We start from the raw sequence: 22038 nt of genomic DNA, 5'->3' as shown, positions 1-22038 counted from the left end.
GGTCCTTGTATGGGAGCATGAGCATAGGCCTCCAGCCGAAGGCATGCTTGAATCCCATTCGGAGGATGATATTCTCCGTCGCGCTCTTCACCTTCTGCCAGTGCTGCTTTCCCTTGTCGGTCGTGCCCGCTCCGGAAACATAGATGAAGGTCATCTGGTCCTTGTTCGGCATGATGCTGGCAAAATAGGTAGGTATTTCAAACGATATGCGGTCATAGACATCCTTCGGAGTGCCTACAGAGGTTATTCCTGCAGCAAAGAAGCAGACATCATAGCCCTCGAGACGCGGATCTCCTTCCTTGATGTCCATCAGGTCCGGTACGATCAGCTCCTCCAGTCTCTCATGCGTATGGCCACAAGGGCGCCTGCCGATGGACAGGACCTTCTCTATCCTTCTGTCATCGAGCATTGCCAGAAGCACGCCCTCTCCCACATAGCCGGTAGCTCCGGTTAGAATTGCTTTCATAGTTTCAGTGTTTTTTCACAGATATTAGACCTGCACTATAATTCATATACGCACTTGCCCTCGAAGTAGGTATTGAGGACCTTCGTATCGTGGAGCTCGTTGACGTCGCATGTCAGCACATCCTTGTCGATAAGGATGAAGTCTGCATACTTGCCTGGAGCGATTGAGCCCCTCTCATTCTCCCGGCAGAACTGATATGCGCCCTCGATGGTGAGTGAACGGAGGAAATCTGCACGGTTGCGGACGCACTCCTTGGTGTCGAATGGGTTCGGGCAATTAACCTGATCATTTACGAGAACACCTGTGCAGGCAATCTGCATGATTCCGAATGGATCCCTAGGAGAGCCGGAAGTAGCTGGGGAATCGGTATGAATGGTAGTATGAATACCATGATTGATGAATGACTGGTATGGATATGCCTCATTGTAGTATTTCTCGTTCATCGCGTTGGATGACTTGAAGTATTCCAATGTTGACTCATTCATCCAATGCCAATGAATACCGCTGACACATAAGATGTTACATTCTGCCAGGCGATCGAAATCCTCAGGGGCTACCGTACGCATGTGAACCATCTGGTTGCGTACTGGTTCAGGAGAGAAATGCTCTTTCTTGTTTGCGTTATATGCATTCTCATAAGCATCCATCACATTATGGATGGCACCGTCACCCATGGTATGAACATGGACCATAAGACCTGCCCTGTTGGCTTTCAGAGTGATGTCAGTAAGTTCTTCCACGCTCCAGATAGCCCTGCCGTTGCTGCCATCGGCAGCAGGTATCATATTGTATCCTGTTCCTGTCTCAACAGTACCATCCTCAAACATCTTCAGGACGTTTGCATTCACATGCTTGCTGGCGTACTTCTTGGAATCAATAGCCTCCTGAATTCCCTTCTCTGTCTCTTCCGGGCTAATGTTTTCAATCTCGTATGAAAGGGCGATGTCGACAGTAAGCTTATCCTGCTTGTCCATTTTGTTTGCAGTCTCAAAAAGGCCCATACCCACCTGGTTACCCCATGCTTCGAAGACTGCAGTATAGCCCATTGAGTTCAACAGATGCTGAATGTCATCGATGGCTTTGACCCAAATATCTCCTCCATCAGCAGAAACGCATGAACGAGAGCGGACGTATGTGCCTGCCTGCTCTCTTAGCAGGCCGGTTGGGTATCCATTCTTGTCGACTTCGACGAAACTCTTGTACTTGAAATCGTCGCGAACCTTACCGTTCTCATCAAGGATGCCGGATTGATTGAGACTATAAGAGTTGACAAGTCCCTTATGTCCCTCCTGGTCTGAAAGATACACTGGGATATCTGCAGCGATAGCATCAAGCTGCTTCTTGGTCGGGAAGTCATGGTTTCTGTCCAGATCAGTATAACTCCAGCCGAAACCATATACATAGCCAGGATTTACTTCTGACACTTTCTTGACAAGTTTTTCCAGGATATCCTTACTGCTGTCCTTAGGACTTAAAGCAAGTGTAGTTGGCGAGTTGTGCTGGAAACCTGCCACGAGATAGTGTCCATGGCCCTCCGTACATCCGGCCATCACCATTCCTTTACCTGTATGATTGATAATCTCAGTATTCTCTCCAATATATTTCTGTGCACTGATGCTGTCACCGACGAAGATGTACTTTCCATCCTTCACCGCGAACGCCTCGGCCAATTCCTCGGACTCGGAAGTGAATATCTTGCCGTATACGACCATGTCGGCCTGGATATTACTGCTGCACGCAGAAAAAGTAAACGCAAGCGCAGAAGCGCTCAGACACTTAAAAAAAACTTTCTGTAACATCGTTCTTGTAAATATCAAATGTGATTCCGTAAAGTTACACAATCTTTCCTATACATCATACGCCAACCCTTGATGGATTGGCGTAAGACGAATAAATTCTAGTACTTCTTGAAGTCGTACTTCGCACGGAGGGCTGCTTTCTCTTCCTCAGTGCGGGAAGTGAAGTATGCCTTCCAGCCTGGGCAGAAATTGATGTGCCAGCGCCAGATTCTACCTCCGAGCGATTTTGGGTTCTTGTCGTGCTTTGCCCTCATTGGACAAGTTTCGCATGGGTAAGTTTTCTTTTCTTCCATAGTGTGTAAATATTAGTTGAGTTTCTTGAGAATTGCTAAGAGTTGTACGGCCTCCTCAGGGCTGATCGACACGCAGCTTGCCATCTTCAAAGGAACATCCGCAGCCTTCTCCCTGAGAGCCTCGCCCTGCTCGGTGATGGTGACTTCCACTACCCTCTCATCCTTCGATCCGCGGCTGCGCCTTACAAGTCCAGCCGCCTCCATCTTCTTGAGCATAGGAGTAAGCGTCCCGCTGTCGAGGCGGAGTATCTCGCCAAGCTTGCCGACGGTAACGCTCTTATGTTCCCAGAATACCATCATGGCAATATACTGGGTATATGTCAATCCGAGAGGGTTAAGGAAAGGCCTGTACTTGCGTACGACCTCCTTCGCAGCCACATAGAGTGGAAAGCAAAGCTGGTTTTCGAGCTTGAGCGGATCCATTAGAGGTATTTCTTGATTTCTGATTCGAGTTTCTCAGGAGTCGTCATAGGGCCGAATCGGCCGACGACATTACCCTGCCTGTCAACGAGGAACTTGGTGAAGTTCCACTTGATCGCGCTTCCGAAGGTTCCTGTCTTCTGCTGCTTGAGCCAGACATAGAGAGGATGTGCATTATCTCCGTTGACGTCAATCTTCGCGAACTGGGTAAAGTTCACATTATACTTGAGGGAGCAGAAAGACGCAATCTCCTGCTCATTCTCAGGAGCCTGATGTGCAAACTGATTGCAAGGGAAGCCCAGGATCTCAAGACCCTGTGCGTTATACTGCTCATGAAGTTTCTCGAGCCCATCGTACTGTGGGGTGAAGCCACATCTGGTGGCAGTGTTCACGATCAGCATTACCTTTCCTTCATATCTTGACATGCTTACCTTGTTCTTCTTCATATCCAGCACGTCGAACTCGTAGATTTTCATAGCGTCCTATTTTAATTGTATACAATATTATTTTATGCCGCAAATATAGACAAATAATTTTAATTGCATTATCTTTGGAGAAGAAAATACATGAATATGAAAAGCTTACTCATCAAGGATACGACCTTCGAGGAAAGGTCTCAGATTGTCAAGGAATGTCTCGGAGCAGACATTGACTGCGAAGGAATCGACCTTGCAGACATGTATGACGACTATGTATACGGGCTGAGAGAGCTCGCGGACATAAACCGCGAATTCAGCGAGCAGCATGCCGGAGAGGTCCTCGCCGGAGAACTCGCCAAGAACCGCAGCTGTACCATGTAGGCTCGAAAGGCTTACTTTATCGTAACAACAGTAACGCCGGCAATTCCTGGATTCCAGGTACAGGAAACGGCGAACACCTCATCAAGTTCCTTTCTCACAGCATCACGAAGGATACCGTCGCCTACCCCGTGTACGACGTTTATTCTCATGCCCCTGTACTTGAGGTTCTGACGGATCACCCTCTTGAAATATTCTATCTGGAAAGGTAGTTCGAAGCCTTCCGGCGCATCGAATCCACCTGGTATGCGTTCTATGTGAAGATCCACGGTTATCTCGCTCGGAACGCTGACGGAGACTTTCTTCGCATTCTCCTTCATAGGCTTCGCAGTACCTGCTCTACGCATCAGCTCGCGGTCTTCCGCAGGATCGTTCACGATGAAATCATTCAAGCCCGCAGTGAACAGCAGGCCGTCAATCTCTATCTCGACATGGTCCTTATGGACATGACGCAGTATTCCCCTGTCATTGGAATCCATCAAAGTCACTACACAGCCCGGCTTCAGGCCTGAACTCTCTTTCATGCTTCCCATAGGCTAGATCTTTATTCGTCCGTTTCGTACCATCTCTTCTTGATTTTCGTACGGAATTACCGTCTTCAGCGCATCAATCACGATATTGAGCATCTTCTCGTGGATGTAGTCCTTCCTGATCACGAGGGAAATCTTCCTGGTAACCACAGGATTCACGATTGGACGCAGATGCTTCTGCATGCTCAGCAGTATCAGTCCCTTATGGAGCTCCGGAACGATCGTTAATCCGCCCATCTCATTCACGATGTAGATCAGCGTTCCTGCCCTTCCTCCTTCGTACATCTTATCGTAGCTGAACCTCTCTCCAGGTGCCAGCATTGAGCGGTCAAACTGTCGGAGGCCGTCTTTCATGATCCATATCGGGTGGTCCAGAAGCTTCGACGAGGTGAGTTCTTCCTTCTGATAAAGCTCATTGGTAGGAGACACGTATGCCAGGAACTTTTCATGATATATAGGAATCTCGAGAAGATCCGGTGAATCGACAGGAGAGACGAGAAGACCCATGTCGATCTCTGCCTTCTTCAGCTTGTCGATAATGGTACCTGTGAGCATCTCCTGTATCTGTGGATGTATCGCAGGATAGTTCTTTCCTATATGTGAGAAAAGTCCAGGAGTAAGCACCGGAGCGACTGTGGAGATCATGGCAATGCTCACATTACCCGACGCGAGTTCCTTCTCGGACTTGGTAACCTCGACCAGCTGACGGGTTCCATAGAGAATCACGCCTGCCTTTTCGAGCACCTTCCTTCCGATTTCCGTCGCCCTTACCGGATGAGATTCTCTGTCGAAGATCTGCACATCGAGTTCTTCCTCCAATTTCTTTATCATCAGGCTGAGGGTCGGCTGAGTCACTCCGCAGGCTTCTGCTGCCTTGCCAAAGTGCTGATACTCATTGACCGCGATGATATATTCCAACTGCTGTAAAGTCATCTTAATAGATTTTATCAATGCAAAGATAAAAATTATTGGATTGATAAATGCAAAAGCCTGCCATACTTTTGTGCCCGGCAAATGAAAAAACGAAAATAATGAGAACAAAGATCATATTCAGATATGTCGGACTCACGCTGGTCATGGTGGCCACGCTTATGCTCGCTTCGGCACTAGTTGCCTTCGCAATGCACGACAGGGAGAGTCTCATTCCCCTGCTCTATTCTGCATTCATAACTTTCATCGTCGGAGGATACCCACTCATCTTCACCCGCCACGGCAAGCACGTCTCCAAGGCAGAAGGATACCACGTCGTAGTGTTCTCATGGCTCGCCGCCTGCGTCTTCGGAATGCTCCCATACCTCTGCTTCGGCAAGGAATTCACTCCCGTCAATTCTCTCTTTGAAAGCGTATCCGGCTTCACCACCACCGGCGCATCCATACTCGACGACATCGAAGCCGTACCAGCCGGACTGCTTTTCTGGAGAATGGCGACTTCATGGATAGGAGGAATCGGTATAGTCGCGGTCTTCTCCCTCTTCGTTTCCAAGAGCCATGATGACAGGTCTGCGCTCTCCGGCTCGGAAATCTCGAGCATCGCATCGGACCAGACCACCCGCAGGGGCAAGAACATCGTACGCATGATGCTCGTCATCTATACATCCCTCACAGCCTTGTGTACCTTCTCGCTCCGCATCACCGGAATGGATTGGTTCGACGCGATCACCAACGCGATGTCGACCTGCAGCACCTGCGGTTTCTGCATCAAGAACGCCAGCATCGCTGCGTATGACAATGTCGCATCCGAGATAGTGCTCATCATTTTCATGATCATATCGGGCGTGAGCTTCATCCAGATATACTCTCTGCTCTTCACCAAGGACAGGCAGCATGCAAGGTTCGAGGTCACGAGGGTCTACCTTCTGATGATGCTCGTTGCGACTCTCGGACTCACGGCCGACCTCTGGCTCACCGGCAAGTATGAAGGTTTCTTCTCAGCCCTTCGTCCTGCTGCGTTCCAGGTTGCATCCCTGACCACCACAACCGGATTCGCGACCGCTGACACCAATGTCTGGCCGAACCTGGGCAAAGGCATACTCGTCGTCTGCTCGCTGATCTGCGGATGTTCCGGATCCACCGCCGGCGGCATCAAGGTCGACAGGATGCTGATGGTCGCGAAGAACTGCAAGAACGAGCTCTACCGCATCAGGCGTCCACACGCCATCCTCGGCATCAAGATGAACGGCAGCTGGGTCAGCGAATCCATGATACGCAGCGTCAACACCTTCATCGTACTCTACCTCGTGATAGTCATCGTCGGAACGCTCGTGAACATAGTCGGCGGCCTCGACCTCACCACCGCGATGAGCGCGTCCATCGCATGCGTCGGAAACGTGGGTCCCGGATTCGGCGACGTCAGCTCGGTCGGTAACTATGCGGACTTCCCTGCTCTTCTCAAGTGCACCAGCATGGCAGAGATGCTGCTCGGCCGACTCGAAATCATCCCTATACTTCTCGCATTCGGACGTTGGAAAGAATAGGATGTGCCGATGATTCTGCGCCGCGGAGCTTGGGAATGAATCCGAGAATGACTATCTTTACATGATTCATACAAACAGCACAGCAACATGGCCGAATACAATGCAGAAATCATAGACATGAGCGAATACGAGCGCTCGGGCGAAGGCGCCAACGGAGAAAGTTACAACCACAAGAACAATCCTCTCCTGATGGTGAAGCTCTACGGAAGTTCCGCGGACACGGATGTCGTCTATATGGAGTATGAGAATGCAAGGAAGGTTCATGACGCCGGGATTCCGTCCCCCGAGCCGGGATGCTTCATCACAGATGGAAAGGGTCGCTACGGAATCAAGTTCACCAGGCTAGTCAATAAGGTATCATACGCACGCGCGGTAGGAAACAATCCCGAAGAGGTCGAGAAGTACGCCCGCATGTTCGCGTCCATGTGCAGGAAGCTGCACTCGACCAAGCTCCCAGCCGGTTCGTTTCCATCAGTGAAGGACCAGTACCTCGGCCTGCTCGCAAACAACCATTATTGGACAGAGCAGCAGAGAGAATTCATGGACAAGGTGATACGCACGACTCCGGATACAGACACTGCCCTACACGGAGACCTTCAGTTCGGGAACCTTCTCCTGGTGGACGGTGAGTCATATTTCATCGACCTCGGAGAGTTCGCGATCGGCCATCCATATTTCGACCTTTCAATGGTGCTGATATGCTGTGTGCTCAACGACGAATCCTTCATCAGGGAGTTCTTCCACATGAGCGCAGCAACCGCGAGGAAGTTCTGGAAATACTTCGTGGATGCATATTTCGACGGCAAGCTCACCGAGGACGAAGCCTATGATCTTATCTTCCCTTACGCCATGGTCAAATGTCTGCTGATTGAGAGGAACCTCAAGGGCAGTCTCGACAAATTCCATGAACTTTTCCGTGAACACTACGGATTCTAGAACGATTATAACCGATACAGAAATGGCAAACCTTCCACTTGATACCTCATTTGTCGACAAGGCCATCCACTTTGCCGTAGACGCCCATGCCGGTACAGAAAGACGCTGCAAAGGATATCCATACGTCATACATTGCCTCGAGGCCATGTCCATTGTCGCGACGATGACCAACGACAAGGAGGTGCTTGCGGCCGCTGCCATCCACGACACCGTAGAGGACACCGGCATCACCATGGATGACATACGCAGGGAGTTCGGTGAGAAGGTCGCATACATAGTCTATGTCGACACAGTAGCCGCAGAGGAAGGAGACTGGATAGCGCAGAAGAAGGTGGCGATGGACAAGATACGAAATGCCAGCCGCGAGGCAAAGATTGCTGCACTCGGAGACAAGCTTTCCAACATGCGCGGTATCGCAAGGGACTACAGGGTCAAAGGAGACAAGGTGTGGGACATGTTCCACGCACCTGGCGGCAAGCCAGACCACATCTGGCACTATCAGGGACTCAGGGATGCGCTCAGGGAACTCGAAGACACGGAAGCATTCAAGGAGTTCTCAAGCCTCATAGACGAGGTTTTCCCTATGGAACAGACTCCCCTTCATGAAATGTAAAACTCAGACCTATAGATAGAATGAAAGATTACGGACTGGATCTCCATTGCACCATGCTGATGGAGGATTACATCGAGAGACTTCCTGCACTCAGGAAGATACAGGAAATCGTGGTTGGCAAGCTCAACGAGTGCGTCAAGGAAGCCGGACTGTATGTAGACGGCGTCGCCTCCAGGATTAAGGAGGAGAAGAGCCTTGCAGGAAAACTGGCGAAGAAGGGCTACAAGTATGCGACCCTGGACGACATCACTGACCTTGTAGGTGCCCGTATCATCACATTCTACACCGATGACGTGGACAAGATATCTTCGCTCGTGGACAAGTATTTCGACGTGGACTGGGAGAACAGCGTGGACAAGAGAAAGAGCCATGAGCTTGACAGCTTCGGATACAATTCCCTCCACTATATCTGCAGGATACCGAAGGACATGTACTATGATCCAGAGCACCCTGAGATCAACGAGATTCGTTTCGAGATCCAGATGAGGACAGCCCTGCAGCACGCATGGGCGACCATAAACCATGACATAGGATACAAGACCGACATCGAGATTCCTCGCGAGCATCTGAAGAATCTCTACAGGCTTGCGGGCATGCTCGAGCTTGCCGACGAGCAGTTCAGCCATATCAGGACGGCAATCAACAACTATAGGCGTCAGGTGCAGAGCCTCGTGGAAGGCGGGAAGTTCGACGAGGTCCCTCTCGACGGAGACTCGCTCCACAGCTATCTCGAGCTCAAGCCTTTCGACAAGCTCGACAAGAGGATAGCCGCAGTCAATCAGGCAGAGATACTCAGCGCACCGCTCGATCAGTACTTATCAGCCTTCACCTTCCTCGGACTCAAGACTCTCGGAGACCTTGACAGGATGATCAAGGAATACAGCGACGATGCCTTCGTACTCGCTTCGAGAATGCTCGGAAGGACAGACCTCGACATCATCTCGTCCAGCATCGGTGTCCAGAACCTATGCTACATCAAGGTAATCAAGGCCGGTGCCGGTTTGCTCGGAATCAAGAAGCTCCTCGAGGTCATAGAAGGACAGACTTCAGACGACATCGAGGAAAGAGCTCAGCTCATCCTCGACGACGCAAAATCTGTACAGATAGGCAGCTAGGCGCCTTATTCGAAATCGAAAAGGGTGTTGAAACCCGTTATCGTGAACACCTGCTTGACGCTTGGTGACACTCCCCTGAGGGTGATCTTACCGCCCTTGGTGGTGGCAGCCTTGCGGAGAGTGAGAAAGAGTCGCAGTCCCGAAGAAGAGATGAACTCGAGACTGCTGCAATCGAGCACTATGGCTTTGTCAGCCTTCTCGAGAAGTGGTTCCATATCCTTTGCGAACTGAGTTGCAGCAAGAGTGTCAAGACGGCCCTGGAGCACGCCAGTGACCACATTTCCGTTGTCGTTGATAAGAAGATTCATATTTGTCAATTTCTATACATTCATAGTAAGGGTCAGTCTGTTGTGACCGTCTCTGGTCCTTTCGTAGCTGACTGTTTCCATTATCTTGCGAACCAGCATGATTCCGAGTCCTCCCACAGGTCTGTCCATGGCATCGAGGGTTATATCCGGATCGTCATGAGCCGTCGGATCGAAAGGCACGCCCTGATCATCGATGACAAAGATCAAGCTGTTGCCTATCATGTTGCAGGTGATGTCAACCGGCATTCCCTCCTTGCCAGGATATGCATAGTTCATGACATTCACCACCGCCTCTTCCATAGCGAGATGGAGATTGAAGAGCTTATCTTCCGGCAGGTCCACCTCGGAAGCCAGCATCTCCAGCCACTCCGCGAGGTTAGGAACGTTCTCGATATTGTTCTTCAGATGGAGCACCGGAAGACCCTTGTACTCGATGACGAGCATGGTGATGTCATCGCTCTGGTCTGCGCTACCGGCGTAGTCCTTGACCATTTTATACACATGGTCAACATAGTCCTTCACAGTCTTTGCATTGCTCCTGCGTGCATGTGAGAGAGCATTCAAGGTGGCTTCCTCACCGAAGAGATTCTTGTTCGAATCCTCGGCCTCGGTCACGCCGTCGGTATAGAGGAAAATCGCGTCACCCTTACCGAGGACGGTATGCTCACTCTCGTATTCGAAACCGTCGATCACGCCGACCGCGACATTGACCTTAGGTGTCGCATAATGGACGTCCACGTGTCCCCTATCCATCATCCTTCTCACGATAGGAGGGTTATGACCGGCGTTGCAGTAATCGAGTTTACCGTTGCTGAGGTCGAGAATTCCGAGGAACATCGTACAGAACATATTGTGCGTATTGTTCTCGGCTATTGCGATATTGAGCGACGAGACGATCTCCGCAGGGTCATCGGTATGGAGCGAGATATTTCTGAACAGAGACCTTACGACCACCATGAAAAGGCTCGCTGGCACTCCCTTTCCGCTCACGTCACCGATACAGAAGAAAAGTTTGCCATCGCGTATGAAATAGTCATAGAGGTCACCTCCGACGGTCTTCGCTGGCTTGAGGAAGCCGTAGATATCGATATCCTTGCGTTCCGGGAATGCCGGATAGAGCTTCGGAAGCATACCCATCTGCACTGCAGAAGCGATCGAAAGGTCGCGGTCGATCACTGCCTTCGAAGTCGTCACATTCTGGATACGGTTGAAGAGGAAACCGAAGCACAGCAGCATGAAGAGCATGCTGAGAGCAGCAATCACGGAAGTGGTGCGCCTCATGTGGTTGACGCTCCTGTAGATCTCACTGATTGGGCACTCGATCGAGATGGTCCAACCGGTACGTTCGATAGGGGCAAAATAGAACATCGCCTCTCTCTTGGTTCCCTTGTTCACGAGATAATGGCCGCTCTCATGTTTGGTCATCTTGTCGCGGAGGCTGTCCGAGCTCTGGTACAGTGAATACTGGTCGATCTCGCCTATGTTCTTGAGTATGTAGTTCTGATTCGGATGGGATATCACATTGAACTCTCGGTCAACGAGAGACACTTCCGAGCCTTGGATAGGAGTCACCTCGTCGCACTTGTTTCGGAAAGCCTCGGTATTGATGTCAAGAGCAAGCACACCGACTATCCTGTCCCCGACCCCATGAAGAGGGACACTGAAGCATGCCACGACCTCACCCTGACTGGTCTCGGCGAAAGGACGGCTCCAGTATGCGCTGTTGGTATTGCGGGCTTCCATGTACCACTCCTTCTGACGGAAATCATGTATCTCTCCGAGACTGAGCCTCTCGTTCTTGCCGCTCACGTTGGTCACATAAGCCGCAAATCCATACTCGCCCTTCGTGTCGGTATAGAGGAATGGTTCAAAACCCACGGCCACACCGCATATATGGGGGTTTGTATTCATGAAATGCTCGAGACTTTCGAAGACCTCCTCCTCAGAAGGAAGCACGAAGGACTTAGGGTCGATGGTCACGAACCCCTTCCCGTCCTCATTTCTCTTTGTTGACGAGAACTTGCTGCTAAGGAGAGTATATGCCACGTCCTCAACCCTCTGAAGCTGTCCATCCACATAGGTCTGAACGAGGGTCACTGCCTGATTGACCTTCTGATCCGTCTCTGCCTGCACCTCCTGGCGCGCAAGATATATCGTCGAACCGAAGCCTATGGTAAAGACTATAGTACCTATGACAACGGTAAAGAAGGCAAGGTTCGCGAACGATCCAAGTTTCAAATTCTTAAACATAGCTTACTACATATATTTGCTTACTATATCCTTAGCGAGAGTGAAGCTGGTGTCAAGCACGGCATAGGCCACTCGCTTGGTCTTGTCCGAAGCTTCGTCCCATGGGACCGAGTACTGGGAGAGCTTCATCTTCACGGATGATCCGCGATCCTTCTTTATGGCCTCCTCATCACCTGGTCGATAACCGAGACACTCGTGGAGGGCCAACTGCTTGAGATATGAGGTCCTCACGAGCACATCGAGTAACTCCGCCGTCCGAGGTGCTGCATACTCATATCCGAGATGATCGACTTTCCTCTGGCCGGTAACCTCGGCGATCTCAAGAAGCCTATCCTTGTCACCCCGCCTTATGCCAGCGAGGTAGAGAAGCGTTCCGATATAGAAGGTCTGGGACGCACACTGGTCCTTTCTCCTGTGGAGTTCGTCAAGAGACACCACCGGGTCAACGTACTTGTCCTTGTATTTCGATATGGAGAAATCACTGTTCCAGCACTGCTCTGCGTCCATACCCTGATTTCGTCCCCTTATCATGTCGAACCAATAGTTGAACTGCTTGAAGGCGTCGAGGACGTCCGACTTGAGGATGATCCTGGTATTGAAGATATCGCTTATGCCACCGAATGGGACTATCTCTATTCCACTCTTGCCATCGTTATATTCCTTTGCAAGTCCTTTCATCAGGCTCTCATACTGCGGAGAATACACCCTGACATAGATGCGCGTATTCACGACCGGAGCCGTTCGATATTGCAGCAGATGACGATAGAGGTCCCTCGCACAGTTGATGTCCTTCTCGTCATCTCCGAGTGAAACGCAGATACAGTTCAAGGTATTCGCGGCTTCGCTCAGACGCTTCCAGAATCCAATGCCGCCGATCTCTGTCTGCAGGCATTCGACGCTACCGGATTCAAGGAAAGACGGACATGAGCGGAACATCTTTCCCTCAATCTTATCGAGTTCCCTGTCGAAGATGGTAATATGTCTGCGGACAGGATTGTCGTCAGTTCCTATGAAAGAAGAGAACTCATAGAAGAAACGGAACATCTCCTTTCCCGTACCGCCTAGTCCCAGCTGCCATGCGTTGAACTCCCCTGCTACGCGACCATCGACTATAGAGTCTTCAGGATAAGTCGTGACAGGGTGCGTCTCCACGTCATGCATGAGCGATGCTACCGCCAGCTGCGTACGGTCGACGAAGATTGTCTTTATCTTTCCTCCGTCATCTCCACGAAGAGCAATCAATTCCTCGACAGAATGTCTCTTCGCGCTCTCTCCGGCAAGGACATAGTACTTAACTGTCTTGACCTTGCTGAAATCAAGACCGAGTCCATTGAAGAACAGCTCGGCAAGGGTTATGTTCTGGTCCTCGTCATCACTGAAGAAGTGCAGGTAGAGTATATTCGACGACTCGAGTATGCGACGGAGCTTTGTGTACTTGCCCTTGTCCCTGCGGGCAGATTCTGAGTTCACGTAAAGGAGCAAGGCAGAATCGATCGTATCGACGAGGCCCTCAACTGAAGTGCCATGGTTGCTCATTGTAGCCGAGTCGATCAGCTGAGTCACCTCCAGTTTCTCTCCCATGGAATGTTCCCTCGACTGCTGTAGGAAGATGATTCTTGCATCCGGGTATGATTTCCTGATGTCCTGTGCAAGGCTCATGGAAGGCGAGTTCACACCCAAGAAAACATAGGTATCCTTCTTCTGTACCCTGGACCTGATGGACTCTACCAGGAGCTTGAACGAGCTTCTGAGTCTATAGCCTATGGTATTGAACACGAGTATGGCACTGAGGAAAAGGGCGCTGAAGTGAGTCACGGCAAATATGGTCATGTACACAGGGCTCTCCTTGTAATGCTCCGAGACCTCGATCAGCTCGTTCTCGGAGAGGAACATTCCCAACGCAGCCTGCATCGCACGGATGATGAGCGCCGGAAAGCTACGAGCGGTTCCCTCATAGGAGAAACCGAGTAAATAAAGACCAACGCCAACGCCCCAGATTACGAGGGCGATATTCAACATATTGGTTGCGACGTACTTCATCAGACGCTTCCAACTGAACACGACAGCAATGGTCAAGGCTATGAGGACAACGGCCTGGATGGCCCAGACATGTCCATAGGCAGCAAGTGATTCAGAAAACGGCATAAGACTGTACCTTAATATAAAATCTTTGCAATTTAGGAACTATTTCGCTAGATACCAAGATGTCTCCTGACGTATGCCACACTGGCCTCGTACTCCTCGTCAGAATCCAGATGTTCGATGATCATAGGCATCTGAGGATTCTCTTCCTCCGCAAGCCTCGCGTAGAGCTCAAGGTCCAGGCTTCCCTCTCCGCATGCGCACTCTTCGAGCTGGAATGTATATTCTTCCTTAAGCCTGATATCCTTGAGATGGCAGCTCACTATTCTTCCCTTCAGCTTGTCGAAGCATTCGTGGAGGAACTCGTCATTGTAGAAATATCTCTGTGGCGATGTGATCATGTTAACGACGTCGAGGTGTGCTCCGAACTGAGGACGGTCCACCTCTTCCATCATAAGCAGATACTCATCCGGACTGCTCGGTATCATCCACGGCATGGACTCGATGCTGAACTTGGCGGTCCTGGGGTTTGCTGCATCTATGATTTCCCGAATCTTGGCAATCGAGAGCTTCCATGCCTCCTCACTGAAATTGTCCCTGTATCCTCCGTCCCATCGCGGGCCATACGGAGTTCCCATTACGTTCACGCAGCAGCGGGCACCGATGGCGTCAGCCATACGCAGCTGACCGATCGCGTAGTCCGTCCATTTCTTCCTCTCACCGAGATCCGCAGCAAGGGTATTACGCCATACGCCTACCTCCGCGATCACGAGTCCAGCCTCGTCTGCAGCCTTCTTGTAGGCCATGAATACATCTTCTCCAGCGAGATAGTCGACTGGGAAATTGACAGACCTGAGGCCTAATGCAATATGTTTCGCAGCCCACTCCTGAGGAGTTTCATGGCTGAGTGATGACGATACACCGAGAAGCATCAGAAATTTCTTTTATGGATTACACTTGGATCGAATTCTCCGAGGTTCCTGACCCCCGTCTTGGCCATGATGCCCGCGAGTTCAGCATTCATCTGCCTTATTCTTGCCTCGACAGCGTCAGGGCCGTCCTTGAGGAAGCCCATCAGATGTCGTCCCACGGAAACGGCCGTAGCTCCGAGCGCGAGGCACTTGTAGGCATCGACGCCGCTTGCGATTCCGCAGTCCACGAAGACTGGCATCTCCGTTCCGACAAGCTTCACTATGTCTTCGAGCATCATCAGAGGAGGTACAGCATAAGGAATCATACCATGATGATGGGACACCACGATGCCCTTGCAGCCAGCCTTGAGGCACTTTTCTGCATCCTTGACGCTGAGTACGCCCTTCACTACGAAAGGCACACCTGCTGCCTGAACGAATTCTGCAAGTTCCTCCGTCGACTTGCTCTTCAACGGGAATCCACAGCAGATATCGTATTCTCCCCCGGGTGTGAAAGGGTGGTCAATGTCCATTCCCACGGCAATGCATCCGCTCTTCACGGCATGCTCAATCTTCTCGAAAACGAGCTTATTGTCCGCGTGTGGCTTGATGATCTTGATGCTCTTCGCTCCCGTATCGAGCACTTCTTCAAGCTCATCGGCTTCGCCCATTCCTACCCAGTGCAGGGCATTCGCCTGCGCCGCTCCCCTTGCGTACACGTTCATTCCGTCGGGGACAGTATTGAACAGATGCGAAAGCGCCGCCGTCATGATAGGAGTATCGAAGACATGCCCATATATTTCGAGCTTAGTCGAAGGTATGCATGAGTCAAGATAGCGGGGCTCCAGCAACATGGAGTCGAAATAGTCACGTGTCAGCTTGTCTGAATTTGATGTGTATTCCATAGTAGATCAGGGGTATTTCATTCTTTCCCATACAGTCTGGGTCAGATACAAATATACAAAAAAAGGCGATGGCAGAATCGCCATCGCCCCATATTTATCGTCTTCCGGGAGAATATGTCTCAGAGAGTTCTCCTGTCTGTCGTTCAGACTACCTGTCGCGGAAATCCCACTTGCAGTTGTCGTCGTTGAAGTTCCAGGCACCGAGAGCGACTGAGCTGTCACCGGTAGTGTAGAGAACGAGGCTTTCACCCTCGTGTCCAGGAACAGCCTTTGGCATGATACGGAAGGTGCCATCAACGTTCTGGTCGATTCTCCAGAGCTGCTCAGGAGCACCGGTGAACTCAGGAACTGAAGTAAGCTCGCAGTCAGCGGTTGCAGCGAGTGCGCGGTCGGTACCCTGGATGGTGAGCTTGTAGTAAGGCTGTCCGAGGTATCCACCGTACTCAGGAACTGCGGTAACAGTCCACTTCTGGTTAGGACGGAACATATAGTCGGAGCAACGAATGTCGATATTGCCAGCTGGCCATCCACCGATGACGTCCTCGAGCTTCTGATCCTCGATGATCACGTTCTCGCCAACAGGACCGCCGAAGCCAGCCATCCTACCAGGCATTCTCACGAAGTCGACGCCAAGCTCGAGAGCGTAGCCACGTCTCTGTGACTCGATCTCGTAGGTGCCCTCCTTGAAAGGATCGCCAGCTACCGGCCAATCATTCTTCCAGAGAAGCGGAAGGATACCGATGACGAAACGACCGCTTCTGTCGAAGTCAGCCTCATAGTGGCAAGACATCTTCTCGACACCCTCGTCCTCGATTGTCTGTCCGAAATGGCCAGGACCGGTGACGCGGTTACCTGCAGAGAGGACCATCTTACCGCCGCCCTGCATCATGTCGCGACCGATGTTGTCAACATAAGGTCCCTGAGGATTGCGTGAGCGACCAACGACGATGTTATAGGTAGAGTTGGTTCCGTCGCAGCAAGTTCCGTGGGTTGCGAGGAGATAATACCAGCCGTTCCTGTACATGAGTGCGGTGGCCTCGCAATCGATAGCCACATCCACAGCCTCGTTGCCAGGCATGCGGTCTCCGGTCTTAGGATCGAGCTCCACGATGCGGATAGCGCCGAAGTATGTACCATAAGAAAGCCAGAGGCGTCCGTCAGGGCCCATGAGGAATGCAGGGTCGATTGCCCAGCAGTCGTCATCAGCGCCCGCCCATGCTACGAGCATCGCGTCTGAATATCCGAAATCAGGAGAAGTGTGGTCAAGGGTCTTGGTCCACATGTTGATGATGTTACCCTTGGTCCTACCCTCGGTCTCAGGGAAGTTCGAAGAGTATGAGACGAGGTAGCGGTCGCCGATCTTGATGATGTCCGGAGCAACACCGCCGCCGATGCGGACAGCACCGCTGTGCCAGGTGTAGCCATCCTCAGACCAACTTCCGCCGCTGCCGGTACCGAAGGTATAATACTTACCGTCGCACTTTACGATGGTAGATGGGTCATGTACATAGATATCGCCGGTGATCTGTGCGTTTGCTGACAATGAGAAGCCGGCAATCATGGCTGCTGCCATAAGAGAAATTCTTGTATTCATGATAACAGGCGATTATTCGTTAGACACTTTGATATTTGTGACAGGCTTGCCCTTCTCGTCGAGGAAGCGAACGCAGAAGTCAGACATACCAGGACCGTTGATGACAACGCCACGGACGATGTTCTTTCCCGCGTGGAGAGTGATCTTCTTTGAGACGACGTCGTCAACAACCATACGGCGGTCGTTAGAAAGGAGGAGTGCCTCCTCACCATTAACCCACCACATAGAGCCGGAGTTAGATCCAACTGCCATGCGGACTGTCATGTCCTTCTCGCATTCGATCACGGTAACGGCGAAGAACTTGCCTTCGGTAGGACGGAGTCCGAGACCGGTAGCGAAGCGATAGAGCTTCACGTTGTAGTTCTTGCTGTCGAGGCAGTGCCATGTGAGAGTTGTCTTCTTGTCGAGCTTTATCTTCTGGCCATCCTTGGGAAGCATGGTCTGCTGGTAAGGGAAATGCTCCACTGCGAACTCCTCGCGAAGCCAGCTGTCGGTGAACAGATTGTTGCTCCTGAGCTCAGGCTTGGTGATAGGATCGAGAAGAGCCCACCTGCGGATGAAACCGTCCTTGTCCGGAGTGGTAGGAGCCACTGAGACAGGCTTCTTCGACTTGGTCGCAGGATAGACTGGAGTGAAATAGTCATCCAAGGTAGGATGGGTCACGTTCTGCACTGCCGCTGGGGTAGGTGCAAAGTTCGGCATAACTTCCGGAGCGCGGCGAGGCTGTGCTGATGCAGCGACGGCAAAGCTGAGCGCAAGGGCAGCTACTGAAAGCTTGATGAGTTTAGTGTACATAATGTGTTTGGTTAATAGCCTTAGATATGCAAATGTAATTCATTTTGACAGAAACCCGTACGGAATGGGGTACAAGGCACACAAAATTCCACCTCCTGCACATCAATACATAGTATTTCATATCTTTGCATTCCAAACATTACAGAAGAATCACACATCCGATGAAAAGAATACTCCTCGCAGCATCCATGCTCCTTCTCGGAGCGATCGCATCAGCTGAACCTATCCGCTTTGCATATCATCCGTCCCTCTCCCCTGACGGCAGCAAGATATACTTCTCCTACGACGGAGACATCTGCTGCGTCCCCGTGGAAGGAGGTCTGGCATCTACCTTCATCTCGCTCGGAGGAAACGAGAACTACCCCGTAGTCTCTCCGGACGGCAAGTGGATCGCGTTCAGTTCGGACATCCAGGGCAACAACGACGTCTATGTAGTTTCCGTCAATGGAGGAAAGGCGCGTCAGCTGACCTTCCATGAGGCCGGAGACGTCCCAGTGTCGTGGTCTGCCGATTCGAAGTACATCTATTTCGAGTCCACCAGAGGCAGTGCAAGGAGGACCACCTTCAAGGTGGCGGCAGCAGGAGGCACTCCTTCGCTCATGTTCGACGGCTTCTTTAACACCGTGGTCAACCTCGTGGAGAACCCCAAGACCGGAGAATTCCTCTTCAACGAGTCAATGGAGAGCATCAGCTTCCCTACCAGGAAGAGATATGTCGGTGACCATAACCCGAACATCAAGTCATGGAATCCAAAGAGCAAGGACTACAAGGAACTCACCGACTATATAGGAAAGGACACCTGGCCTATGGTTGACAGGTCCGGCAACATCTACTATGTAAGCGACGAATTCAACCAGGAGTCGAACATCGTGAAGTATGTCAAGGGCGGAAAGCCTGAGCAGCTCACCAACTTCGACAAGTCCATCCAGTACCCTTCCATCGCTGCAGACGGCTCTGCCATCGTGTTCCTCAAGGAGTATCAGATAAACGTCCTTGACCTCAAGAGCGGCAAGACCAGCATTCCGGAAATCAACGTTGCAGCAGGCGGAGTGACCGTGAAAAGATCGTTCTCAGACCAGAAGCCTACCTATGCGTCCGTTTCACCCGACGGCAAGAAGTTCGCTCTCGTGATAAGGGGCGAACTCTATGTCGCAGACGCGAAGTGCGAATATCTCACCAAGCTCAAGACCCCTTCCGACGAGAGGGTAAACGAAGCTGAATGGAGCAAGGACAACAAGACGATCTACTACACCCGCACCAATAAGGGCTACATCAATCTCTACAAGATTTCGGGCGACGGTTCCTCTGCCGAAAGTGCAGTATATGAGCCTATGGCCATCATCAAGGGACTCAGCGTATCCAACAAGCGCGACAAGCTCGCCTTCATTGACGGCAACAGCTCCGTGAAGGTATGCGAGATGGAGAGCGGCAACGTGTTCGAGGTCGCTAGCGCAGAATTCTGGTCATACCAGAGCTATGACATCAGTTTCTCCGCAGATGACAGCTACCTCGCATTCGAGGCAATGGACAGATTCGAGAGCGACATATATGTATATTCGTTCAAGGACAAGAAGCTCACCAACATGACCTCATCGGCGTCGTCCGAGGGCGGAATGGTTTTCTCTCCTGACGGAAAGTACATGTATCTTCTCGCAAACCTCACGGCTACTACCTTCCCTCGCGGAGGCTCCACCTACCTCTATAAGCTTCCGCTCCAGAAGTACGACACCGCCTTCAAGTCGGACAAGTACGACAAGCTCTTCGAGGAAGAAAAGAAGGACGAGCCTAAGGCTGAGGCAAAGGACGGCGGCAAAGCTTCAAAGAAGAACGCCAAGGCCGTGAAGGAAGAGCCTGAGAAGGATGCTGACAAGACAGAAGATAAGGAGGAGATGAAGATAGACTTCAGCAACATCTTCCGCAGGATGCAGAGAGTCGACTACGAAGGCTCGCAGAACGGCCTCTTCGTGTTCGCCGCAAAGGGCAAGGAACTCCTTCTCTACAGTGCATATTCAAATGGTCAGAGAGCAGCTTTCGCACTCGACCTGAAGGATCCGGAAGCGAAGCCTAAGCGCATCAAGGAATTCAACGGTGGCGGTTTCTTCGCTTCCGATGAGGAGCTCTTCGCGATCAGCGGAGGATCACTTTATAAGATTGACCCTAATTCTCTCAGCGCAAGCAAGATAGATGTAAACAAAAATATCGAGAAGGTACTTGCCGACGAGTTCTCACAGATGTTCTACGAATGCTGGGGCGCACTCGACCAGAACTACTATGACGTCAATTTCCACGGCGCCGACTGGAAGGCCGTCCGCGATTACTACGCGTCGCTCCTTCCTTATGTAAGGACACGCGACAATCTCCGCACCCTCCTTGCAGACATGCTCGGCGAGCTCAACTCATCCCACCTCGGATTCTCATCCACCGGCTCTGAGGAAAGGACTGAGACCAGGATGCGCACCTACCTCACCGGCATCGTATTCTCTGCCGATGATCCATACAAGGTCGAGAGGATCATCCCTGACTCCCCTGCGGATAAATATGGACTCGACATCAGGAAGAACGACGTACTCGTTGCCGTGAACGGCGAGAAGGTCGACAATGCCGTGAACAGGGAATCATACTTCACCAGCAGCGTCCAGATGGATGAGCTCAGACTCACCTTCCGTCGCGGCGGAAAGGAGAACGAGGTCAAGGTACACACCACCAGCCCGTCAGCAATCCGCAGCCTCGAATACCGCGAGTGGGAGGACCAGAGACGCGAGATGGTCGAGAAGAAGACCGACGGCAAGGTCGCATATCTCCACATGCAGGCAATGGGCGACGAGGATCTCAACAACTTCCTCCTCGACATGCACACCTATGCAGACGACAAGGACGCGATCATCCTCGACCTCCGCTACAACAACGGCGGCAACGTCCACAAGGAGGTTATCGACTTCCTCCGCCAGCAGGAGCATTTCCAGTGGTCGTTCAGGGACTTCCCCAAGACAACACACCCTAACGTCGTACCTGCAGGAAAGCCTATCGTCGTTCTCGTGAACGAGCATAGCCTTTCAGACGCCGAGGTCACCTCGAACGGAATCAAGACCCTCGGAATCGCCAAGCTCGTCGGTACAGAGACCTACCGCTGGATCATCTTCACCTCATCCGTAAGGCTCATCGACGGATCGACCTGCCGTATGCCTGCATGGGGATGCTACAGCATCAGCGGCGAAGACCTCGAGCATATAGGAGTCACTCCTGACATCTATGTAAAGAACACCTTCAAGGATCGTCTCGAGGGAAAGGACCCTCAGCTCGACGCCGCCATCAAGGAGGTACTTTCACAGCTGAAATAATGAACTTCTACGCACTTCATAACCGTGAGATGGTCGTCCGCAGGGACGGTGTCGAGCTAGGCAAGGATGACCTGGACTTTCCCATCCCAGCTCATGCTCGGCTTCACTGCCGAGTACGAGAGCGGAGTGCTGACACTGCCTAGAAGGAAAAGCAGCCTATCTCCTCCGAGGTCTCCCGGAGACTCTCTGCAAGCTTTTCCGGATCCGTGGACTTCCCCATCCAGAACGCCATCTCGCAGGCGACATTCTCGTCATGCGACTTCTTTCTGTTGTAAGCGCCTCCGCATGGACGTCATAGCTAATCATTGAGTGCAACTGGAACGATGAATCTCCGAGCATTTTCGAAAAATAATCAGTTATAACACAATTTTTTTACGCCGGGCGAGGCATATGGGAGGATAAGCATACGGTA

At 51.5% G+C, this 22038-nt stretch carries 20 protein-coding genes; 6 read left to right on the top strand and 14 right to left on the bottom strand.

All coding sequences use genetic code 11. From position 1 onward, the window contains the following. The 5 genes from AC06ND_RS02240 to AC06ND_RS02220 all read right to left on the bottom strand — a co-directional run. A partial coding sequence (locus AC06ND_RS02240) for a Rossmann-fold NAD(P)-binding domain-containing protein (RefSeq protein ID WP_475677370.1) occupies positions 1-466 on the bottom strand: 466 nt, incomplete at its 3' end. Between the two features lie 35 nt (positions 467-501). After that, positions 502-2178, bottom strand: a complete 1677-nt coding sequence (locus AC06ND_RS02235) for an amidohydrolase (protein WP_475677369.1) — start codon at positions 2176-2178, stop codon at positions 502-504. 185 nt (positions 2179-2363) lie between these two features. Continuing rightward, complete coding sequence (locus AC06ND_RS02230) at positions 2364-2558, bottom strand: hypothetical protein (protein ID WP_475677368.1); 195 nt, start codon at positions 2556-2558, stop codon at positions 2364-2366. A gap of 12 nt (positions 2559-2570) precedes the next feature. Then, positions 2571-2981, bottom strand: a complete 411-nt coding sequence (locus tag AC06ND_RS02225) for a MarR family winged helix-turn-helix transcriptional regulator (RefSeq protein WP_475677367.1) — start codon at positions 2979-2981, stop codon at positions 2571-2573. Continuing rightward, positions 2981-3454 carry a glutathione peroxidase gene (locus AC06ND_RS02220; protein ID WP_475677366.1) on the bottom strand — a complete coding sequence of 158 codons (474 nt, stop codon included), beginning with the start codon at positions 3452-3454 and terminating at the stop codon, positions 2981-2983. The genes AC06ND_RS02225 and AC06ND_RS02220 overlap by 1 nt, the downstream gene beginning before the upstream one ends. Positions 3455-3550: 96 nt before the next feature. Between AC06ND_RS02220 and AC06ND_RS02215 the strand changes: the two genes are divergently transcribed. Continuing rightward, positions 3551-3778, top strand: a complete 228-nt coding sequence (locus AC06ND_RS02215) for a hypothetical protein (RefSeq protein ID WP_475677365.1) — start codon at positions 3551-3553, stop codon at positions 3776-3778. 11 nt (positions 3779-3789) lie between these two features. Here the strand turns inward: AC06ND_RS02215 and AC06ND_RS02210 are convergent, their stop codons facing one another. After that, positions 3790-4308 (bottom strand): hypothetical protein, encoded by a 519-nt coding sequence (locus AC06ND_RS02210; protein WP_475677364.1) that lies wholly within the window; start codon positions 4306-4308, stop codon positions 3790-3792. Between the two features lie 3 nt (positions 4309-4311). Further along, a complete protein-coding gene (locus AC06ND_RS02205; protein ID WP_475677363.1) occupies positions 4312-5238 on the bottom strand; it encodes a LysR family transcriptional regulator in 927 nt (308 codons plus the stop codon). A 98-nt stretch (positions 5239-5336) separates the two neighbouring features. Here AC06ND_RS02205 and AC06ND_RS02200 point away from each other — a divergent pair, with 98 nt between their 5' ends. From AC06ND_RS02200 to AC06ND_RS02185, 4 genes are all read left to right on the top strand, one after another. Further along, positions 5337-6779 (top strand): TrkH family potassium uptake protein, encoded by a 1443-nt coding sequence (locus AC06ND_RS02200; RefSeq protein ID WP_475677362.1) that lies wholly within the window; start codon positions 5337-5339, stop codon positions 6777-6779. 87 nt (positions 6780-6866) lie between these two features. Further along, positions 6867-7715 (top strand): phosphotransferase, encoded by an 849-nt coding sequence (locus AC06ND_RS02195; protein WP_475677361.1) that lies wholly within the window; start codon positions 6867-6869, stop codon positions 7713-7715. Positions 7716-7737: 22 nt separating this feature from the next. Next, entirely contained in the window at positions 7738-8328 is a 591-nt protein-coding gene (locus AC06ND_RS02190) for an HD domain-containing protein (RefSeq protein ID WP_475677360.1), read from the top strand. A 20-nt stretch (positions 8329-8348) separates the two neighbouring features. Continuing rightward, positions 8349-9443, top strand: coding sequence for a GTP pyrophosphokinase (locus tag AC06ND_RS02185; protein WP_475677359.1), 1095 nt, complete (start codon positions 8349-8351; stop codon positions 9441-9443). A gap of 5 nt (positions 9444-9448) precedes the next feature. On the opposite strand, the gene AC06ND_RS02180 is transcribed toward AC06ND_RS02185, so the two are convergent. The 7 genes from AC06ND_RS02180 to AC06ND_RS02150 all read right to left on the bottom strand — a co-directional run bounded on the left by AC06ND_RS02180 (position 9449) and on the right by AC06ND_RS02150 (position 18288). Then, a complete protein-coding gene (locus AC06ND_RS02180; RefSeq protein WP_475677358.1) occupies positions 9449-9751 on the bottom strand; it encodes an STAS domain-containing protein in 303 nt (100 codons plus the stop codon). 12 nt (positions 9752-9763) lie between these two features. Then, on the bottom strand, positions 9764-12001 hold the full coding sequence (locus tag AC06ND_RS02175) for a SpoIIE family protein phosphatase (protein ID WP_475677357.1): 2238 nt from the start codon (positions 11999-12001) through the stop codon (positions 9764-9766). 6 nt (positions 12002-12007) lie between these two features. After that, a complete protein-coding gene (locus AC06ND_RS02170; protein ID WP_475677356.1) occupies positions 12008-14146 on the bottom strand; it encodes a hypothetical protein in 2139 nt (712 codons plus the stop codon). Positions 14147-14193: 47 nt separating this feature from the next. Further along, the gene (locus AC06ND_RS02165; protein ID WP_475677355.1) at positions 14194-15015 is read right to left on the bottom strand and encodes a sugar phosphate isomerase/epimerase family protein; all 822 of its coding nucleotides are present in this window, start codon (positions 15013-15015) and stop codon (positions 14194-14196) included. Further along, complete coding sequence (locus AC06ND_RS02160; protein ID WP_475677354.1) at positions 15015-15899, bottom strand: alpha-hydroxy acid oxidase; 885 nt, start codon at positions 15897-15899, stop codon at positions 15015-15017. Before AC06ND_RS02160 ends, AC06ND_RS02165 begins: the two co-directional genes overlap by 1 nt. A gap of 148 nt (positions 15900-16047) precedes the next feature. Then, a complete protein-coding gene (locus AC06ND_RS02155; RefSeq protein WP_475677353.1) occupies positions 16048-17493 on the bottom strand; it encodes a family 43 glycosylhydrolase in 1446 nt (481 codons plus the stop codon). Between the two features lie 12 nt (positions 17494-17505). Then, the gene (locus AC06ND_RS02150; protein ID WP_475677352.1) at positions 17506-18288 is read right to left on the bottom strand and encodes an acetylxylan esterase; all 783 of its coding nucleotides are present in this window, start codon (positions 18286-18288) and stop codon (positions 17506-17508) included. Between the two features lie 161 nt (positions 18289-18449). Here AC06ND_RS02150 and AC06ND_RS02145 point away from each other — a divergent pair, with 161 nt between their 5' ends. Next, positions 18450-21626 carry a S41 family peptidase gene (locus AC06ND_RS02145; protein WP_475677351.1) on the top strand — a complete coding sequence of 1059 codons (3177 nt, stop codon included), beginning with the start codon at positions 18450-18452 and terminating at the stop codon, positions 21624-21626. Positions 21627-22038 lie beyond the last annotated feature (412 nt).

It is taken from the genome of Candidatus Cryptobacteroides sp. (assembly GCF_056207615.1).
This window is presented reverse-complemented; position numbering and strand designations above follow the sequence as displayed.

What these genes read in the sequence shown, in the direction of transcription:
- AC06ND_RS02180 (WP_475677358.1), bottom strand. Translation starts at nt 9,751, where the DNA reads ATGAATCTTCTTATCAACGACAACGGAAATGTGGTCACTGGCGTGCTC.
- AC06ND_RS02215 (WP_475677365.1), top strand. Translation starts at nt 3,551, where the DNA reads ATGAAAAGCTTACTCATCAAGGATACGACCTTCGAGGAAAGGTCTCAG.
- AC06ND_RS02160 (WP_475677354.1), bottom strand. Translation starts at nt 15,899, where the DNA reads ATGGAATACACATCAAATTCAGACAAGCTGACACGTGACTATTTCGAC.
- AC06ND_RS02145 (WP_475677351.1), top strand. Translation starts at nt 18,450, where the DNA reads ATGAAAAGAATACTCCTCGCAGCATCCATGCTCCTTCTCGGAGCGATC.
- AC06ND_RS02220 (WP_475677366.1), bottom strand. Translation starts at nt 3,454, where the DNA reads ATGAAAATCTACGAGTTCGACGTGCTGGATATGAAGAAGAACAAGGTA.
- AC06ND_RS02185 (WP_475677359.1), top strand. Translation starts at nt 8,349, where the DNA reads ATGAAAGATTACGGACTGGATCTCCATTGCACCATGCTGATGGAGGAT.
- AC06ND_RS02175 (WP_475677357.1), bottom strand. Translation starts at nt 12,001, where the DNA reads ATGTTTAAGAATTTGAAACTTGGATCGTTCGCGAACCTTGCCTTCTTT.
- AC06ND_RS02165 (WP_475677355.1), bottom strand. Translation starts at nt 15,015, where the DNA reads ATGCTTCTCGGTGTATCGTCATCACTCAGCCATGAAACTCCTCAGGAG.
- AC06ND_RS02205 (WP_475677363.1), bottom strand. Translation starts at nt 5,238, where the DNA reads ATGACTTTACAGCAGTTGGAATATATCATCGCGGTCAATGAGTATCAG.
- AC06ND_RS02155 (WP_475677353.1), bottom strand. Translation starts at nt 17,493, where the DNA reads ATGAATACAAGAATTTCTCTTATGGCAGCAGCCATGATTGCCGGCTTC.
- AC06ND_RS02230 (WP_475677368.1), bottom strand. Translation starts at nt 2,558, where the DNA reads ATGGAAGAAAAGAAAACTTACCCATGCGAAACTTGTCCAATGAGGGCA.
- AC06ND_RS02210 (WP_475677364.1), bottom strand. Translation starts at nt 4,308, where the DNA reads ATGGGAAGCATGAAAGAGAGTTCAGGCCTGAAGCCGGGCTGTGTAGTG.
- AC06ND_RS02195 (WP_475677361.1), top strand. Translation starts at nt 6,867, where the DNA reads ATGGCCGAATACAATGCAGAAATCATAGACATGAGCGAATACGAGCGC.
- AC06ND_RS02150 (WP_475677352.1), bottom strand. Translation starts at nt 18,288, where the DNA reads ATGTACACTAAACTCATCAAGCTTTCAGTAGCTGCCCTTGCGCTCAGC.
- AC06ND_RS02225 (WP_475677367.1), bottom strand. Translation starts at nt 2,981, where the DNA reads ATGGATCCGCTCAAGCTCGAAAACCAGCTTTGCTTTCCACTCTATGTG.
- AC06ND_RS02235 (WP_475677369.1), bottom strand. Translation starts at nt 2,178, where the DNA reads ATGGTCGTATACGGCAAGATATTCACTTCCGAGTCCGAGGAATTGGCC.
- AC06ND_RS02170 (WP_475677356.1), bottom strand. Translation starts at nt 14,146, where the DNA reads ATGCCGTTTTCTGAATCACTTGCTGCCTATGGACATGTCTGGGCCATC.
- AC06ND_RS02190 (WP_475677360.1), top strand. Translation starts at nt 7,738, where the DNA reads ATGGCAAACCTTCCACTTGATACCTCATTTGTCGACAAGGCCATCCAC.
- AC06ND_RS02200 (WP_475677362.1), top strand. Translation starts at nt 5,337, where the DNA reads ATGAGAACAAAGATCATATTCAGATATGTCGGACTCACGCTGGTCATG.